This window comes from Streptomyces sp. PA03-6a, assembly GCF_033792765.1.
GTDB lineage: Bacteria > Actinomycetota > Actinomycetes > Streptomycetales > Streptomycetaceae > Actinacidiphila.
This window is the reverse complement of record NZ_JARAVK010000088.1, coordinates 1-16,892: the sequence shown is the minus strand read 5'-3', so window position 1 is coordinate 16,892 and position 16,892 is coordinate 1. Positions and strand designations below refer to the sequence as shown.

The window sequence follows — 16,892 nt, the reverse complement described above, 5'->3', positions numbered from 1 at the left end:
ATGGGCAGCCCGGTGAAGACCGACAAGACTCCTCCGCCGCCCGCCGGGGGCGCGGCAACGGCCGCCGAGGGCGGCGGCGCGGCGGCCGGAGCCGCCGGCCTCCTGCTGCAGGCGGCCCGGCGCAACATGCGCCAGTACGGCATGATCATCGCGCTGGTGCTGATCGCGGCGCTGTTCCAGATATGGTCCGGCGGCATCCTGCTCAAACCGCAGAACGTCACCAACCTCATCGGCCAGAACAGCTACATCCTGATCCTGGCGATCGGCATGATGGTCGTGATCATCGCCGGTCATATCGACCTGTCCGTCGGCTCGCTCGCGGCCTTCGTCAGCGCGGCCGGTGCGGTGATGATCATCCACCACCACGTCTCGTGGCCGCTCGCCCTGGTCGCCTGCCTGCTCATCGGCGCGGTCGCCGGTGCCTGGCAGGGCTACTTCATCGCGTACGTCGGGATCCCGTCGTTCATCGTGACCCTGGCCGGCATGCTGCTCTTCCGCGGCGGCACGCAGATCTTCCTGGAGGGCCAGTCCATCTCGCCCTTCCCGCGCGGCTTCCAGAAGATCGGCAACGGCTTCCTGCCCGAGGTCGGGCCGCACACCAACTACCACAACCTGACGCTGCTCATCGGTCTCGTGGTGATCGCCATCGCCGTCGTCCAGGAGATCCGCGACCGCCGCCAGCAGCTCGCGTACGACCTGGACGTGCTGCCGCGCAACTTCTTCCTGCTGAAGCTGCTCGCCATCGTCGCCTGCGTCGTCGCCTTCACCATGACGCTGGCCAGCTACCACGGCGTGCCGATCGTGCTGCTCATCCTGGCCGGGCTGCTCATCGTCTTCGGCTTCGTGATGCGCAACGCGGTGATCGGCCGCCATGTGTACGCGCTCGGCGGCAACCAGGCGGCGGCGAAGCTCTCCGGCGTCAAGGACAAGCGGGTCGTCTTCCTGGTCTTCGTGAACATGGGCGTGCTCGCCGCGCTCGCGGGTGTGGTCTACGCGGCACGGCTCAACGCCGGTGTCCCGCAGGCCGGCATCAACTTCGAGCTCGAGGCCATCGCGGCCGCCTTCATCGGCGGGGCATCCGCCACCGGCGGCGTCGGCACCGTGCTGGGCGCCATCATCGGCGGCCTGGTGCTCGGGGTGCTCAACAACGGGATGTCGCTCGTCGGCATCGGCACGGACTACCAGCAGGTCATCAAGGGTCTGGTGCTCCTGGCCGCGGTCGGCTTCGACGTCTGGAACAAGCGCAAGGTCGGTTCGTAAAGCAGCTACCTATCGAAGGAGCCGCAAGTGAACAGACGTACATTGATCGCGGGCGCGGCGCTCGGGGCGGTCGCGCCCGCGATCAGCGGGACGAGCGCCTGGGCGGCCGGAAAGGCCGGCACGGCGGGGCAGACCGCCGACGCCCGGCACAGGCCCGCAGGCGGGAGCAAGGTGAGCAAGGAACACTTCGGGACCTTGGAGGACGGCACCAAGGTCGACATCTGGACGGTCAGCAACGGCGGGATCACCCTCAAGGTGCTCTCGTACGGCGGCGTCGTCCAGACCCTGGAGCTGCCCGACCGGCGCGGGCGCCGCGTCAACGTGTCCCTCGGATTCGACGACATCGCCGGCTACGTGGCGAACAGCCCGTACTTCGGCGCGTTGATCGGTCGCTACGGCAACCGCATCGCGGGCGGGAAGTTCACCCTGGACGGCCGCACCTACCAGCTGCCCGTCAACGACGGACCGAACAGCCTGCACGGCGGCGACCGGGGCTTCGACAAGCGGGTCTGGGAGGTCGAGGGCTTCAAGGCGGGCTCGGACGCCGGTCTGGTGCTGCGCTACACCAGCGCGGACGGCGAGATGGGCTACCCGGGCACGCTGAAGGTCAAGGTCGTCTACACCCTGACCGCCGACGCGCGGTGGCGGATCGACTACACCGCCACCACCGACAAGGCGACGGTCGTCAACCTCACCAACCACACGTACTTCAACCTGCGTGGCGAGGGCGACGGCGGCATCTACGACCACGAGGTCCAGATCGCCGCCCGCCGCTACACCCCGGTCGGCTCCACCCTGATCCCCACCGGTGAGCTGGCGTCCGTCGCGGGCACCCCGTTCGACTTCCGCTCCGCGAAGACGATCGGCCGCGACATCCGCTCCGCGCACCAGCAGGTCCTGTACGGGCAGGGCATCGACCACAACTTCGTGCTCGACAAGGGCCGCACCGCCGCGCCCGAGCACATCGTGACGGTCACGGAGCCCGTCTCCGGCCGGGTCATGCGGATCGCCACCACCGAGCCCGGTGTGCAGTTCTACACGGGCAACTTCCTGACCGGGGCGTTCGCCGGTTCCTCGGGCCGGGTCTACCGGCAGGGCGACGGCTTCTGCCTGGAGACCCAGCACTTCCCGGACTCCCCCAACCAGCCCTCGTTCCCGTCGACGGTCCTGCGGCCGGGGCAGACCTACCGCTCCACCACCGTGCACTCCTTCGGCACCCACTGAGCGGCGCCGTCCTCCCCGCGGGCGGGGCGGCCGGGATTCTCTCCCGGCCGCCCCCGCCTGTCGACTTCGGGACCGGCACCGGGTGAACCCCCGTCGGCCGTACGGGGATGTTCTGAGCCACCGGAATGACTCCGGCGGAGACTCCGGGCGCAGACGGGTACGCATCCCGTCGATCAAGCCCCGCGCTTTCGCACTCGACGAGGGAGTCCCCCATGAGTCCTGACGGCAGGCCGCCGTCGCGCAGGTCCCGGCGGTACGGACGGCTGACCGGTGTGGTCGTGCCGCTCGCCGTCGCCGCGGCCGCGGTGTCGGCGCCCGTGCTCGCCACGACCCCCGGCGCCGTGACCACCGCGGCCGGCACGACGGCGGCCGTGGCCGACCCGCGGCCGCCCGGCACGCGCAGCGTCGCCGCGGACGACGACGAGGAGGAGGGCGAGGACGGCGGCCGCGACGAGGAGGCCCGTGACGAGGGCGGTCGCGAGGACGGCGGGGACGGCGGGGACCAGCGCGGCGGCCGGGAGACCGACCGGGGCGACGACGGCCGGGACGAGGGCGACGACGAGCGCGCCGACGAGCGCCGGGACGACCAGGGCGACGGGAACGGCGGGAACGACGAGCGCCGGGACGACCGCGGCGATCAACGCGGCGACGAGCGCGAGCAGCAGCGCCGCGACGACCAGGGCGGGAACCGCGGGGACGGCCGCGAGGACGAGCGGGGGAACGGCCGGGACGACGGGCCCCGGAACGACCGCGGCGACGGCCGTGACGGCCGCGACGGATCCTGCGTCAGCATCGACTCCACCCTCCGCAAGGGCGACCAGGAGATCTCCGTCGCGGTGTTCGACGGCCGGGTCTTCATCGGCGGCCGCACCCTTCCCCGCGGGCCCTTCGTCTGGCATTCCCTCAGCGGCAACCGCGGCTACCCGCGCGGCGTCTGCGGCGCCACGGTGACCTCCGTCGGCTCCGGGGTGTGGGTCAAGGCGATCACCCGGGACGGCCGGGTGGTCGAGACGCACTGCGTCATCCGGGAGACCCAGGGCAAGCAGAGCTCGTGCGGGGAGTGGAAGACCCTGGACAGCCGCTCGTTCCGGGCGGCCAGGTGACCCTGCGCCCGCGCCGGCCGGTGAGCGACCGGCCCGCGCGGGCGCGGTGCGTCAGGAGGCGTCCTGCCAGTACAGCGCCGGCCGCGGGGTGCCGGGCGGCGCCGATGCGAAGGCCGGCGGGACCTCGGCGGTCAGCGCGGGGTACATGTCCGGAGCGGGCGCCTGGGGGCGCGGCTGGGGCTGCGTCTGAGGCGGCACCTGAGGCTGCTGCTGCGGCTCGGGCCTGAACTCGTAGACCGGCTGCGGCGGCGGCTCCGGCCTGAACTCGTAGACCGGCTGCGGCGGCGGCTCCGGCCTGAACTCGTAGACCGGCTGCGGCGGCATCGGCGGCGGCCCCATGGGCTGCTCGTACATCGGCTGGGGCGGCGGGGCCTGCTGGATCTGCGGGAGCGGCTGCACCGGCGGCATGGCGGGCTGTACGGGCGGCGCGGGCTGGATCTGCGGCAGCTGCTGCGGAGCGGGCTGCGGGGGCTGCTCCTGGACGGGCGTGGCGGCCGCCGCGGGCGTGGGCGCGGGCGCCGCGTACCAGGTGCTGCCGTACAGCACCGTGCTCAGCCCGGTCAGCAGCCGCTGGACGTCGGCCTGCGGCCGGACCACGAGCCGCATGAAACGGCTGCTGCTGCCCAGCTTGTTGCCGCACTCGCGGACCAGCACCCCGTGCTCGGCCAGCAGCCGGTCGCGCAGCACGGCGCCGTCGACGCCGTCGGGGAGCTTGACGAAGACGAAGTTGCCCTGGGACGGGTAGACGGTCAGCCCCGGCAGGGCCGCGAGCTGCCAGGTCATCTCCTGCCGGTCGCGGGAGACCAGGCGCAGGCTCTGCGCGTACTCCTCGCGGTGGTCCTTGAGCATGAAGACCACCGCCTCCGCGAAGGAGTTGAGGTTCCACTTCGGCAGCATGCGGCGGACCTTCCCGGCCAGCGCGGGGTTGGCGACGAGGTAGCCGAAGCGGATGCCGTGCAGGCCGAAGTTCTTGCCGAGGCTGCGCAGGACGATCACGTTGGGCCGCAGGACGGCCTCGCTCGCGACGCTCGGCCAGGCCTCGGCGTCGGTGAAGTCGAGGAAGGACTCGTCGATCACGACGAGGTCGAGGTCGGACAGGGCGTCCATGAGCGCGACGACGGCGTGCTTGGGGAGGAAGCCGCCGTCGGGGTTGTTGGGGTTGCAGATCACGGCCGTACGGGAACCCCGCGCGCGGACGAACGAGACGAAGGCCGCCGGATCGAGGGCGAATCCGGCGGCCTCCGGGAGGAGGAACATGTCGACGCGCTTGCCGGTCTCCATGGGCTGGTCGGTCCAGCGGCCGAAGGTGGGTATGGGGACGGCCAGGCTCTCGCGGACCAGCAGGTGGTCGATCCAGGTGATCAGCTCGGTGGAGCCGTTGCCCATGGCCACGGTCTGCGGGTTGAGGCCGAGCAGCGAGCACAGCTCGTTGGTGATGACGTCCGTGCTGCTCGGGTAGTAGGTGAGGATGTCCCGCATCGACTCCTGGAGCCGGTCGTACATGGCCGGGCTCGGGAAGTACGGGTTGCACGGGATGCAGAAGTCGACGATGTCGTGTCCTGCGTCGGAGGACGACAGGCCGCCGGCGGCGCGGCGCAGCGCGAAGTACGAGGGACTGTGCGCGGTGTTGGCGCGGAACAACTCGGTGGCATTACCGGTGACGCCGACTGCGACGGTCACGGCAGAACCTCCCTCGATCACGGGGGCCACGCCGCGGCGGCCCGCTTCCCCTTGCCTGCACCACCTTCTCGCATATTCCTCACATCTGGTACATGTGCGGCGTTTACGGGACAAGTGGTGCGCGGTTCGGCTATCTTGCGGCCGTCCCCGGTCTCATACGGGCCGGGCGGGGCTTCCGTTCAGTCATCGCCTCCCCTGACCGCGCGGGCCCACGGCGACGGTGGTGATCCGGCCCGCGGCGGCCGGCGCGACACGTTTCACGTCCCCGGCCGGGACGTGGCCGAGCACCCAGGTCACCTCTCCTCAGCCGAGCGCGCCGACGGCCGCGACGAGGAGGGCACGGATCTGGGCGGTGACCGCGAGCCGCTGGGCGACGAAGGCGGGGTCGGTGACCGAGCCGGTGGCCGGGTCGGTGTTGCCGGGACCGAAGTGCAGCACCGGGGTGTGGACATGGCCGCCCGGGGCGGGCAGCGCGAGCCTGTCCCGCAGCAGGGTGGCCCGGTAGGCGATCTCGTTGGAGAGGTAGTCGCCGCCGCCCCCGGCGCGGGCCGCGGAGCCGGGGGTCGGGCCGCCGTCACGGGTGACGGGGTCGGTCGCCCCGGCGGGGACCTCGGTGACGGTGGTGCGGTCGTGCACCGGGAAGGGGCCGGTGCCGGCGGCGAGCGCCGTGTACGGGAGCGTGGACGCCGTCCACTGCGGCTGCCGGCCGGCGGCCACCGGGACCGGGACCGGGCCGGTGACGGACAGGCCGGTGTTGTCGGGGTGGCCGCCGCGCCAGGCGCCGTTGAAGCGTTCGAGGTCGAAGCGTCCGTCCCGGCCCTGGCTGACGGTGGCGAACAGGTCGACCCTGCGCGGGCCGGGCCGGAACCGGGGGCGCAGGACGGCTTCGACCGCGCCGTCGGCGAAGTCGTCCCAGCGCACCGGGAAGACGACGGTCTCCACGCGGGCGGGACCCGAGGCGGTCGCGAGGGTGACGCCGTCCAGGGCGAGCGCCGCGGCCCCGGAGGGATTGCTGCAGCGTATGTCGGTGTCCAGCCGGAAGGGGTCGAAGCCGGTCAGCAGGATGCGCCGCACGCCCTCGGCCAGGGGCGGGCGGACGGCGTCCTGTCCGCGCGAGGCGCGCTCCAGCCGGGCCGCGAGCGCGGCGCGGCCGGCGGCGGGCAGCGCGAACGCCGGTTCCCACCGCCGCAGTTCCGCGCCGAGGGCGAGCCGGGCCCAGTACAGCGGCCGGTCGTCGTCGTGGCTCAGGTCACCGCCCACCACCCCGCGGCCCTGGGCCCGGTCCACCGCGGCCCGCCACAGCGCGCGCCCGTGCCGCCGCACGCTCCGGGCGGCCGAGGCCAGGTCGCGGGCCTCCGCCAGGGCCCGGGCGAACCGCGGGGCCGCGGTGTCGAAGCCGCCGCGGCGCAGGATCTCCCGCGGCACGGCCCGCTCCAGTCGCAGTTCCTCCGCCGTGGGCGGCGGCACGTCGGCGGGCACGGCAGGGCGGAGCGGCAGGCGCATCGCGGGGGACCTCCGGGCGGTCGGGTACGGGTCGGCCGCCCGGAGCATGGCGCACCGGGGCACCGCTCCGCCAGGGGCCCCGGGCGCTACGCCGGCTTGCGGGCGAGGAAGAAGATGCTCGGCCCGAACCCCACGCGGGCCAGCGGGGACTGCAGCGCCCCCTCGGCCCGTACCAGCGTCGCGTGCGGGACCACCCGCTTGAGCCGCGCGCTGCGCAGGTTGGACACCGACAGCCGGCGCTCCACGCGCAGCCCCGCGGCCTCCAGCTGCGCGGCGACCGTGCGCGGGTGGTGGTTGACGAACGGGATGCTGTCGCGCTCGCGGTTTTCCGCCGAGCGGATGTCCACCGGCGAGCGCGGCACCCGCCGGCGGTGCGCCGCGTAGCGCAGCCGGTTGGCGGCGTGCGCGAGGTTGGCGGTCTCGACGACGGCCGTGCCGCCCGGCCGCAGCACCCGGGCGATCTCGGTCAGCGCGGCCCCCGGGTCGGGCAGGTGGTGCATGACGCGGATCATGGTGACCAGGTCGACGCTCGCGGAGTGCAGCCCGAGGCCCCCCGCGCTCATCAGCCGCATGCTCACCCCCGCGAGCCCCTTGAGGAACTCCTCCGCGTCGTCCAGCTGCTTGCGGCTGGCGTCCACCAGCGTGACCCGGTCGGCGAACTCCCGCAGCACCGGCACGAGCCGGCCGAAGCCGCCGCCGACGTCCGCCGCGTGCCCGAAGTGCCGCCCTTCGAGCAGCCGCCGCAACGCGGCGACCTCGGCGTCGTGTTCGTAGCCGCGGCCTTCCCAGTACGTGCGGTAGCTCTGCGGATTGTCGTCGTACTGGTTGGTGCGCTGCGCCATGGCGCGCCTCCCCCTCGCGTGCTCGTCCTCAGCACATAAGTCACGCGGCAGGTGCGGAACGGTTCCCTCCGGATCGCCCCCGGCGGCTACGGCTTGCGCAAGTCCAGCCGCCCCACATGCGCACCCGGCTCCGGCCGCGGCTCCGGCACCTCCTGCGGCTGCATCAACGCACGCACCAAAAGCGTCGCACCCGGCATGAGCAGCACCGACGCCAACGGCACACCGAAACCCAGCGTCAGCGCCATCCGCCCACGCAGCATCCGCATCCGCATCCGCAACGGGACCTCACGCCGCTGGAGGGCCACCCCGCCGAGCCCCCGGCGGCTACGGCTTGCGCAAGTCCAGCCGCCCCACGGGCGCACCCGGCTCCGGCCGCGGCTCCGGCACCTCCTGCGGCTGCATCAACGCACGCACCAAAAGCGTCGCACCCGCCACCGCACCCGGCATGAGCAGCACCGACACCAACGGCACCAGGAAACACAGGATCAACGGCACACCGAAGCCCAGCGTCAGCGCCATCCGCCCACGCAGCATCCGCATCCGCATCCGCAACGGGACCTCACGCCGCTGGAAGGCCACCCCGCTGAGTTCGAGGGCGAGGAAGTACCCGGAGACGCAGAAGCCGATCGCGGGGACGACGGTCTGGCCGACGAAGGGGATGAAGCCTGCGGCGAACAGCAGGACGCCCCAGGCGGCGACCCGGACCAGCACCCGCAGGCTGTCCCGGGCGGACTGCAGCAGCTCCCGCCACAGCGCGACGTCGGGTGCGTCGGGCGCGCCGCCCTCGGTGACGTCGACCCGCTCAGCGAGGGACTCGTAGAAGGGCTGGCCGACCAGGAGCGTCACCGCGGTGAAGGAGATCACCGCCAGCAGCAGGCCGCCGCCGAAGGCGACCGCGGTGAGCAGCCCGCGGAACAGGCCGCGCCAGGGCGAGTCCCAGTCGTCGGCGAAGGGGGTGGCCCAGGCGGTCGCGTCGTCGGCCCAGAAGGCGAGGACGACCAGTGCCGCCACGTAGCCGACGAGGGTGATCAGCGCCGGCAGCAGCCCGAAGCCGAACCAGCGGCCGTGCCGGAGCACCCAGCGCTGGCCATCCACGAAGAGCCGTATCCCGTTGGCAAGATCTCGCATGCGCGACAGGGTATGCGAACCGGCGCGCGGCCGGTGGGGCTCAGACCATGACCTCGCAGTCCCGGGGGCCCGAGGGGTCCGGGTCGAAGAGGCAGACGTCGGAGCCCGTGTCGCCGGTGACCACGCCGGTGCCGGCGATGTCCTCGGCCTTCAGGAAGAGCACGTCGTCGCCCGGTCCGCCGCCCACGGTGCCGGAGTTGGCCCCGGCGTCGCCGATCAGGTCGACGAGGTCGTCGCCGTCGCCGCCGGTGACCCGCCCGCTGTTCTCGCCGTTGATCTCGATCATGTCGGCCCCGCCGCCGCCGTCGACGGTCCCCGCGTTGCCGCCGTGGACGGTGATGACGTCGACGCCGCCGCCCCCGGCGACCACGACGCCCGCGGGGACACCGCCCGGGCAGTCGATCTCGTCGAAGCCCTCGGTGCCGGTGACGACACCCCCGGTGACCGTCCGGCCGTTCACCGTGCAGCCGGCGACGGCGGGCGCGGGCGGTTCTCCGGCCCGCGCGGCGCCGGTCAGCAGCGCGGACGCGCCGGCCAGGACGAGAGCCGCGCCGGCCAGGACCGGACGGGTGCGCGTACGTGCCGTCATCGCTGCTCCTCGGGTGGACGCCTGGAGTGGGGGGCGGTTGGCACGAGCGTCACGTCACCGGAGGCGGCCCGCAATCGGGCGGGGGCCGGCCGGGGGACCGCACCCGCAACGGAGCCTGACGATCCGTCATCATGCGGCGGGCGTCCCCGGGCCGGGCGAGGACGACCCCGCACCCCGGGGAGGGTGTCAGGGACCTCCCCGGGGTGGTGGGTCAGCCGCCCACGGCCACCGGCACCGTGAGACGGCGGTCGGCGACGCTGCGCGCGACCTCGGCGGTGTACGTACCCGCAAGAGTGCGCCAGTCACCCTCCGAGGGGTCCCAGATCTGCGCGGCACGGCGGGGCAGCGCGATCCGGGCCTCCGTCACGGCGCCCGCCGGAAGCTCGACCGGGAGGAATCCGGCCAGGACGCGGGCCGGGCGCCCGCCCGCCGGGTCCTCGCCCGCGGGCGCCGCCAGGTAGACCTGGACGACCTCCCGCCCGGGCCGGTCACCGGTGTTGCGCAGCCGTACGGTGAGCGTCCCCAGGGGGCCTCGCCCGCCGTCCGCGAACGGCCCCTCCGCCGGTGCGAAGGAGGCGTCCTCGTAGGCCCAGTCGGTGTAGCCGAGCCCGTGCCCGAACGGGTACGCGGGCTCCGCCCCGGCCCGCTCCCAGGCGCGGTAGCCGATGAAGACGCCCTCGTCGTAGCGCAGGACCCCGTCCCGGGGCACGACCTCGCCGACCGGGGCGTCGGCCAGCCGGGCCGGCCAGGTGGTGGGCAGCCGGCCGCCGGGCTCGGCGGCGCCGAGGAGGACGTCGGCGAGCGCCGCGCCGGCCTCCTGTCCGGGGAACCACCCGATCAGCACCGCGGCGACCTCCTCGCGCCACGGCATCTCCACCGGCGAGCCGGCGTTCACCACGACCACCGTCCGAGGGTTCACCGCGGCCACCGCGTGCACGAGTTCGTCCTGACGGCCCGGCAGCCGCAGGTCCGCGCGGTCGAAGCCCTCGCTCTCGACCCGCTCGGTGGTCGCGACCACGACCACCGCCACTTCCGCCTCCCGCGCCGCCGCGACGGCCTCCGCGATCAACTCGGTCCCGTCCCGCTGCGGTTCGCCGTGGACGAGCGAGAAGACGACCGCCCGGACCGGCCCCCTGCGGTCCCGGGGCAGGACGTGGGTCAGTGAGACCTCGACGGGCACCCCGGCGGTCAGTACGACCCGGCCGCGTTCGACGGGCGCGCCGAACATCCCCTCGAAGGGACCGGACTCGGGCCCGGCGACCTGGGTCCCTTCGTAGACCGGCGCGCCGTCCACGACGAGCCGGAAGCCGCCCAGCCCCCGGGTGCCGAAGTGGTGGGCGCCGCTCTCGCGGGGGGTGAAGGTGCCGGTGACCTCGACGGAGCGCAGGGTGTCGTGGGTCACCCCGTCGGGCAGGTCGCCGCCCATCCACTGCACGTGGCCCCCGGGCAGCGTGCAGGTGCCGAGGACCTCGCCCGCCGCGTCCCGGCAGACCGCACGCAGCACGAAGCCGGGCCCGGCGGGCGCGAGTTCCTCGTTGGGGTCGGCGCCCACGGCGTAGGCCAGGGCGGTGCCCTCCGGCAGCGCCGCGCGCAGGCCGTCCAGCGGCGCGACCACATGGGCGGGGAAGACCTGCGCGGACCCGCCGCCGAGCACCCGGGCGTCACGCGCGGCCGCGCCGATGAGCGCGATCCCGCGCACCGCGGCGGGGTCGACCGGCAGGACCGGCCGCCCGCCGCGCGGCTCGTTGCGGACCAGGACGAAGGAGCGGCGGGCGATCTCCCGGGCGAGCGCGGGGCCGTCGATCGCGGCGGGGATCCGGTCGGCGGGCACCGCCGCGGGGGTGCCCGCCAGCAGGCCCACCCGGGCGGCGAGGCGCAGCACGTTGCGCACCGCCGTGTCCACGGCGGACTCCTCGACGCGGCCCTCGCGCACCGCGCGGGCCAGTGCCTGCCCGTAGACGGTGCGCGGTCCCGGCATGGCCACGTCGAGGCCGCCGGCGAGGGCGGCGGCGGTGTCCCGGGCGGCCGCCCAGTCGGAGACGACGAAGCCGTCGAAGCCCCACTCCTCACGCAGCACCTCGTTCTGCAGGCGGTGGTGCTCGGTCATCGTGGTGCCGTTGACGGAGTTGTAGGCGGCCATGACGCCCCAGGGTCGGGCGTCCCTGACGATGGCCTCGAAGGGCGCGAGGTAGAGCTCGCGCAGGGCGCGCTCGCCGATGACGTTGTCGACGGTGAAGCGCTCGGTCTCGGCGTCGTTGGCGACGAAGTGCTTGACGGTCGTGCCGACCCCGCCGTCCTGGACGCCCGCGACGTAGCCGGTGCCGATCTCACCGGTGAGGTACGGGTCCTCGGAGTACGCCTCGAAGTGCCGCCCGCCCAGCGGCGAACGGTGCAGGTTGACGGTCGGGGCGAGCAGGACGTGCACGCCCTTGCGACGTGCCTCCTGGGCGAGCAGCCGCCCGGTGCGGCGGGCGAGGGCGGGGTCCCAGGTGGCGGCGAGCGCCGTGGGGCTGGGCAGCGCGATCGAGGGGTCGTCCGCGGTCCAGCGCACGCCGCGCACCCCGATGGGCCCGTCCGACATGACCAGCGAGCCCAGTCCGATCTCGGGCAGCGCGGGCAGCGACCACATGTCCTGCCCGGCCAGCAGCCGTGTCTTCGCGTCGAGGTCGAGCTTGCCCAGCGCGCGTTCGACCGCGTCGTCGAGCGGGGTTCCGGAGGTGTCGCTCATGGGGTGGACTCCTTCGTGAGGACGTGACAACCCGTCGCCTGCCTGCCTGACTGGTCGCCATCCTCCGGCCCGCGTCCTGTTGATCGGTAGGTGTCGTCACCTCTTCGTTACTTTCGGCCCGTACCCGGCACGGGGCTAGGCTCACGCCTGTGACTGCCAACGACCGCGGCCGGGGACTCGGCCGCGCGGTCCGCAACGAGGACCGCAAGGCGGAGATCATCCAGGCCGCCCTCGAAGTGATCGCCGAACGCGGCTACCGGGGGGCTTCGCTGGCCGCCGTCGCGGAGCGGGTCGGGCTCACGCAGCAGGGGCTGCTCCACTACTTCCCGACCAAGGAGGCCCTGCTCGTCGCGGTGCTCGAGGTCCGCGACCGGTGGGACATGGCCTCGGCGGCGCTGCACGGCACGGCCTGGCCGATGGAGATGGTGGCCAACCTGGTCGAGTACAACGCCACCCGGCCGGGCGTCGTCCAGGTCTTCAGCGTGCTCGCCGGCGACAGCGTCACCGAGGACCACCCCGCGCGGGAGTACTTCAGGGACCGCTACACACGGGTGCGCCGCTGGGCCGCCGACTCGCTGCGCGCCGAGTACGGCGGGACGCTGCCCGGCGGCCTCACGCCCGAGCAGGCCGCCCCGCTGCTCGTGGCCGTCATGGACGGTCTGCAGCTGCAGTGGCTGCACGCCCCCGGCGAGGTGGACATGCCCGCGGCCTTCCGGCACTTCGTCGCCCTGCTCGGCCCGGCCCGCGACGACGGGGAACCCCGCGGCGCCTGAGGGGCGCACCCGCCCGGGCACGCCCCTCGTCCCCGTTCGCGCCGCGGTCACTCGGGCAGACGCACCAGCATCTTCCCGGTGTTGTCGCCGCGCAGGACGCCGAGGAAGGCCTCCAGGTTGTTCTCGATCCCGTCGACGACGGTCTCGCGGTAGCGCAGCCTGCCCTCGCGGATCCAGCCGCCGACCTCCTGGACGAACTGCGGCTGCAGGTCGTAGTGGTCGCCGACGAGGAAGCCCTCGATGCGCAGCCGGTTCTGGATGAGCCGGGACAGGTTGCGGGGGCCGGGGGCGGGCTCGGTCGCGTTGTAGAGGGCGATCATGCCGCAGACGGCCACCCGGCCGCGCAGGTTGAGGGCGCCGATGGCCGCCTCGAGGTGCTCGCCGCCCACGTTGTCGAAGTAGACGTCGATGCCGTCGGGCGCGGCCGCCGCCAACTGCTCGGCCACGGGGCCGTCCTTGTAGTTGAAGGCGGCGTCGAAGCCGTACTCCTCGACGAGGAGCTTGACCTTCTCGTCCGAACCGGCGCTGCCGATCACCCGGGAGGCACCCTTGAGCTTGGCGATCTGGCCGACCTGGCTGCCGACCGCGCCCGCCGCGCCGGAGACGAAGACCGCGTCGCCCTCCTTGAGGCCGGCGACGCGCAACAGGCCCGCGTAGGCGGTGAGGCCGGTCATCCCGAGCACGCCCAGGTAGGTGCTGAGCGGGGCGAGGTCGGGGTCGACCTTGACCGCGGTCTCCGCGTTGACCAGGGCGTACTCGCGCCAGCCGAGGAAGTGCAGCACGTGGTCGCCGGGGGCGAAGCCCTCCGCGCCCGAGGCGACGACCCGGCCGACCGCGCCGCCGTGCATCGGCTTGTCCAGCCGGTACGGCTCCGCGTACGACTTCGCGTCGTTCATACGGCCCCGCATGTACGGGTCGACCGACACGTAGAGGTTGCGCACGAGGATCTCACCGGGTCCGGGCTCGGGGACCTCGGTCTCGCGCAGCGCGAAGTCCTCGGGCTTCGGCCACCCGTGCGGGCGGGCGACCAGGTGCCATTCACGGCTCTTCGGCATGGGGGAACGCCTCCAAAGCTTTAGGTTCTTAACTAACCATGAGCCTGGATGTTTGAGGAAGTCAAATAAATCGGCATGGGCGTGTCCCGTCGCACACCGCGGCGACGGCCGGTGGGGCCGCAGGACGGAGCAGGACGGAGCGGGTCCGTGGACGAGCCGGGAAGGACGGGCCCGGTGCCCGTCAGGTGCACCACCACAGGAAACGGGTGCAGGAGGGCGTCGGCTTCGGCGTGTGCGTGGGGGGCGCGGACGCCGGGCTCGAGTTCTGCGGCGCCGAGGTGGTGGGGCCCCCGCCGGCGGGGGGCTTGGTCCCGGAACCGGCGGGCGGCTGGCTGACCGAGGCGGAGGCCGAGGCCGAGGGGGACGACGACTCCTTGCCGCTCTTCGAGGCGCTGGGCGACGCGGAGGCGCTCGCGCTCGCGGACGCCGAGGCGTCGGAGGCGGGTGCCGCCGGGTCCTCGGAGGTGTCGCCACCGGGCGAGGAGGTCGGGCGCGGGGAGGCCCCGTCGGTCCGTGCGTCGTCCGAGGCGGCCGTGTTCGCACCCGTCACGTAGCCGGCGAGCGGGAGTTCCGCCACGCTCCAGCCGACGAGCACGATCGCGGCGCCCACCAGGGTGCCGACCAGCAGCCGGGAACGGCGGCGGGTGCGGACGCGGCGGGTGCGGGCCCGGCTGCCGGAACGGCGCGGGGAGCTCTCCGCGGAGCCCCGCCCCGCGGCCTTGCGGCGATCCGCACGACCGCCCTCGGGCGGCGCCGGGGTCTCGCCCCCGCCGGTCCCGGGCTCCTGCACGGGCGCGTCGGCAGGCCCCTGCGCACCGAGCTGGTGAGCGGGCGTTCCGCACCCCGGGCAAGACAGGGCGCCGTTGATGTGCCGTCGGCATGCTGTGCAGTAGTCCATTGCCCCGGCAGCGTATGGGACGCGACGATACGACGTACATATGAGTTGACCGTCGATCCCGTGAAACCTCTGTGAAACCCGGGACATGCGGGTTTAGGGGCCGATCAGCCCCGAATCAACCCCGAACCACCACGGAATCAACCACCGAACGGCACATCGGGCATCCCCTGCCCGGCTCCCGGCACCACCAGCAGCGATCCCGACAGCGGCCGCTGCGCCAGCTCCCGGGCGTCAAGGCCCGCGCTCGCGGAGGTGATGTAGAGATCGGTCAGCGAAGGGCCGCCGAAGGCGCAGGCGGTGGGCCGCCGTACCGGCACCTCCACGACCCGGTCCAGGTCCCCCCGCGGGGTGTAGCGGCGCACGGCTGCCCCGTCCCACAGGGCCACCCAGACGCAGCCCTCGGCGTCCACGGTGAGGCCGTCCGGGAGCCCCGCGGCCTCCTCGACCTCCGCGAACGGCCGCCGCCCGCGGACGAGTCCGGTGTCCCGGTCGACGTCGAAGACGTCGACGCGCCGGGTCGGGCTGTCCACGTAGTACATGAGGGAGCCGTCGGGGCTCCAGTCGGTGCCGTTGCTGACGGTCACGTCGTCCAGCACCGGCTCGACCGTGCCGTCCGGGGCCACCCGGCGCAGGGTCCCGCCGCCGGGCGCCTCGTCGTAGCGCATGGTGCCGGCCCACAGGGTGCCCGCGGCGTCCACGGCGGCGTCGTTGGCCCGCCGGCCGGGGACGGGGTCGCGGTGCAGCCAGCGGAAGGCGCCGTCCGCGTCGTACAGCCCCACGCCGTCGCGCAGGTTCACCACCACGCCGCCGGCCGCGCGCGGCTTGGCCGCGCCGACGTGCTGCCCGGTCGCCATCACCGACTCGCCGCCGCCGGCCGGGTCGTACCAGTGCACCCGGGAGGCGAGGATGTCCACCCACAGCAACCGCGCGCCGACCGGGTCCCAGGTGGGGCCCTCGCCGAGCCGCGCCCCGGCCTTGAGGGCGAGTTCGACGCCGCTCATCGCGCACCGCCCCGGTGCCCGAGGCGCTCGGACAGCCCGGCGGCCCCCTTGACGGCCAGTTCCTCCAGCTCGGCCCGGCGCTCCTCGGTCCAGCGGATCATCGGCACGGAGATGCTGAGCGCGGCCACCACCCGTCCCGCCGAGTTGCGGACCGGGGCGGCGACGCAGGAGACGTCCGGGTTGGACTCGCGCCGCTCGACGGCGACCCCCCGCTCGCGCACCGCATCGAGCTGGCGCCGCAGTTCGTCGGCCGAGGTGATGCTGTGCTCGGTCATCGCGGGCAGCGGCCCGTCGCCGGGCAGGCGTTCGTCGAGGGCGTCCGGGGGCAGCGAGGCCAGCAGCATCTTGCCGACGGAGGTGCAGTGCGCGGGCAGCCTGCGCCCGGCCGCCGACACCATCCGGACCGCGTGGGTGCTGTCCACCTTGGCGATGTAGATGACGTCGGTGCCCTCCAGGATCGCCACGTGCACCGTCTCGTCGCAGGTCTCCGCGACCGAACGGGCCACCTGCTGACCCTCGGCGGCGAGGTCCAGCTGCTCGGCGTAGCGGCTGCCGAGCTGGTACGTGCGCACGCCGAGGCGGTAACGGCCGGACTGACCGGACTGCGGCACCAGGTAGTTGCGCGCGGCGAGGGTCGTCACCAGCTCGTGCACGGTGGTGCGCGGCAGACCCAGCCTGCGGGTGATCTCGGGCGCGGACATCGTGCCGTCGCCTTCGAGGAAGAGCTCCAGGATGTCCAGGGCTCTGGTCACGGCGGGTACGAGACGTCCCATCTCTGCTCGCTCTCTCCGGCGTCTGTTCGATATTCCGTATAGCGATCGGTATCGCGAACGCAGCGTATCCGCGGCGGGTCGTAACGGGCAATGGCCGCGCACCGCGCCACGCCGATTGTCTGCTTGTCGGATAACTCTATTGCCCTTTGCTACTTTCTCAGTGCCCATCAGGGGCTTTGCACCGCTTTCCCACCTTTCGGTGATTCCTTCACCTCTCTCCTCCTACGGGGTCGCCGTGACGATCACGCCCAGCAGCATGCGCAAGACGCCCAACCGGCCCGGGGGGCTCGTCCCCTCACCGGCCACCGGCAACGGCGACCGGCCCGCCCCGGTCC

The 16,892-nt window shown here is 73.6% G+C and carries 15 protein-coding genes; 4 read left to right on the top strand and 11 right to left on the bottom strand.

Annotated features, from left to right (window positions below; translation table 11 throughout):
- From mmsB to PV350_RS21625, 3 genes are all read left to right on the top strand, one after another.
- Positions 1–1,260, top strand: coding sequence for an ABC transporter permease family protein (gene mmsB / locus PV350_RS21635; RefSeq protein WP_499511730.1), 1,260 nt, complete (start codon positions 1–3; stop codon positions 1,258–1,260).
- Positions 1,261–1,287: 27 nt separating this feature from the next.
- Positions 1,288–2,484 carry an aldose epimerase family protein gene (locus PV350_RS21630; RefSeq protein WP_499511731.1) on the top strand — a complete coding sequence of 399 codons (1,197 nt, stop codon included), beginning with the start codon at positions 1,288–1,290 and terminating at the stop codon, positions 2,482–2,484.
- Positions 2,485–2,696: 212 nt separating this feature from the next.
- A complete protein-coding gene (locus PV350_RS21625) occupies positions 2,697–3,587 on the top strand; it encodes a hypothetical protein (protein ID WP_500335468.1) in 891 nt (296 codons plus the stop codon).
- A gap of 51 nt (positions 3,588–3,638) precedes the next feature.
- Here PV350_RS21625 and PV350_RS21620 read toward each other — a convergent pair whose 3' ends face one another.
- The 7 genes from PV350_RS21620 to PV350_RS21590 all read right to left on the bottom strand — a co-directional run bounded on the left by PV350_RS21620 (position 3,639) and on the right by PV350_RS21590 (position 12,057).
- Positions 3,639–5,267: a pyridoxal phosphate-dependent aminotransferase gene (locus PV350_RS21620; RefSeq protein ID WP_500335466.1), complete on the bottom strand. Its 1,629-nt coding sequence runs from the start codon at positions 5,265–5,267 to the stop codon at positions 3,639–3,641.
- A gap of 303 nt (positions 5,268–5,570) precedes the next feature.
- On the bottom strand, positions 5,571–6,770 hold the full coding sequence (locus PV350_RS21615; protein ID WP_499511734.1) for a PA0049 C-terminal domain-containing protein: 1,200 nt from the start codon (positions 6,768–6,770) through the stop codon (positions 5,571–5,573).
- 86 nt (positions 6,771–6,856) lie between these two features.
- Positions 6,857–7,612 carry a class I SAM-dependent methyltransferase gene (locus PV350_RS21610; RefSeq protein ID WP_500335464.1) on the bottom strand — a complete coding sequence of 252 codons (756 nt, stop codon included), beginning with the start codon at positions 7,610–7,612 and terminating at the stop codon, positions 6,857–6,859.
- A gap of 86 nt (positions 7,613–7,698) precedes the next feature.
- Entirely contained in the window at positions 7,699–7,857 is a 159-nt protein-coding gene (locus PV350_RS21605; RefSeq protein ID WP_500335462.1) for a hypothetical protein, read from the bottom strand.
- Positions 7,858–7,936: 79 nt separating this feature from the next.
- Complete coding sequence (locus tag PV350_RS21600; protein WP_500335460.1) at positions 7,937–8,740, bottom strand: EI24 domain-containing protein; 804 nt, start codon at positions 8,738–8,740, stop codon at positions 7,937–7,939.
- 40 nt (positions 8,741–8,780) lie between these two features.
- Positions 8,781–9,329, bottom strand: coding sequence for a hypothetical protein (locus PV350_RS21595; RefSeq protein ID WP_499511738.1), 549 nt, complete (start codon positions 9,327–9,329; stop codon positions 8,781–8,783).
- A 211-nt stretch (positions 9,330–9,540) separates the two neighbouring features.
- Positions 9,541–12,057 (bottom strand): beta-glucosidase, encoded by a 2,517-nt coding sequence (locus PV350_RS21590; RefSeq protein ID WP_500335458.1) that lies wholly within the window; start codon positions 12,055–12,057, stop codon positions 9,541–9,543.
- Between the two features lie 149 nt (positions 12,058–12,206).
- Between PV350_RS21590 and PV350_RS21585 the strand changes: the two genes are divergently transcribed.
- Positions 12,207–12,830 (top strand): TetR/AcrR family transcriptional regulator, encoded by a 624-nt coding sequence (locus PV350_RS21585; protein WP_499511740.1) that lies wholly within the window; start codon positions 12,207–12,209, stop codon positions 12,828–12,830.
- Between the two features lie 47 nt (positions 12,831–12,877).
- Here the strand turns inward: PV350_RS21585 and PV350_RS21580 are convergent, their stop codons facing one another.
- The 4 genes from PV350_RS21580 to PV350_RS21565 all read right to left on the bottom strand — a co-directional run bounded on the left by PV350_RS21580 (position 12,878) and on the right by PV350_RS21565 (position 16,557).
- Positions 12,878–13,885 (bottom strand): NADP-dependent oxidoreductase, encoded by a 1,008-nt coding sequence (locus tag PV350_RS21580; protein WP_500335456.1) that lies wholly within the window; start codon positions 13,883–13,885, stop codon positions 12,878–12,880.
- A 181-nt stretch (positions 13,886–14,066) separates the two neighbouring features.
- Positions 14,067–14,783 (bottom strand): SCO2400 family protein, encoded by a 717-nt coding sequence (locus tag PV350_RS21575; RefSeq protein WP_500335455.1) that lies wholly within the window; start codon positions 14,781–14,783, stop codon positions 14,067–14,069.
- A gap of 137 nt (positions 14,784–14,920) precedes the next feature.
- A complete protein-coding gene (locus PV350_RS21570; protein WP_499511743.1) occupies positions 14,921–15,784 on the bottom strand; it encodes an SMP-30/gluconolactonase/LRE family protein in 864 nt (287 codons plus the stop codon).
- Positions 15,781–16,557, bottom strand: a complete 777-nt coding sequence (locus tag PV350_RS21565; protein ID WP_499511744.1) for an IclR family transcriptional regulator — start codon at positions 16,555–16,557, stop codon at positions 15,781–15,783. The genes PV350_RS21570 and PV350_RS21565 overlap by 4 nt, the downstream gene beginning before the upstream one ends.
- Positions 16,558–16,892: the final 335 nt, after the last annotated feature.

Excerpts from the sequence above, each read along its gene's own strand:
- PV350_RS21570 (WP_499511743.1), bottom strand. The coding sequence starts at position 15,784 with ATGAGCGGCGTCGAACTCGCCCTCAAGGCCGGGGCGCGGCTCGGCGAG.
- PV350_RS21590 (WP_500335458.1), bottom strand. The coding sequence starts at position 12,057 with ATGAGCGACACCTCCGGAACCCCGCTCGACGACGCGGTCGAACGCGCG.
- PV350_RS21575 (WP_500335455.1), bottom strand. The coding sequence starts at position 14,783 with ATGGACTACTGCACAGCATGCCGACGGCACATCAACGGCGCCCTGTCT.
- PV350_RS21580 (WP_500335456.1), bottom strand. The coding sequence starts at position 13,885 with ATGCCGAAGAGCCGTGAATGGCACCTGGTCGCCCGCCCGCACGGGTGG.
- PV350_RS21595 (WP_499511738.1), bottom strand. The coding sequence starts at position 9,329 with ATGACGGCACGTACGCGCACCCGTCCGGTCCTGGCCGGCGCGGCTCTC.
- PV350_RS21625 (WP_500335468.1), top strand. The coding sequence starts at position 2,697 with ATGAGTCCTGACGGCAGGCCGCCGTCGCGCAGGTCCCGGCGGTACGGA.
- PV350_RS21565 (WP_499511744.1), bottom strand. The coding sequence starts at position 16,557 with ATGGGACGTCTCGTACCCGCCGTGACCAGAGCCCTGGACATCCTGGAG.
- PV350_RS21605 (WP_500335462.1), bottom strand. The coding sequence starts at position 7,857 with ATGGCGCTGACGCTGGGTTTCGGTGTGCCGTTGGCGTCGGTGCTGCTC.
- mmsB (WP_499511730.1), top strand. The coding sequence starts at position 1 with ATGGGCAGCCCGGTGAAGACCGACAAGACTCCTCCGCCGCCCGCCGGG.
- PV350_RS21610 (WP_500335464.1), bottom strand. The coding sequence starts at position 7,612 with ATGGCGCAGCGCACCAACCAGTACGACGACAATCCGCAGAGCTACCGC.
- PV350_RS21615 (WP_499511734.1), bottom strand. The coding sequence starts at position 6,770 with ATGCGCCTGCCGCTCCGCCCTGCCGTGCCCGCCGACGTGCCGCCGCCC.
- PV350_RS21600 (WP_500335460.1), bottom strand. The coding sequence starts at position 8,740 with ATGCGAGATCTTGCCAACGGGATACGGCTCTTCGTGGATGGCCAGCGC.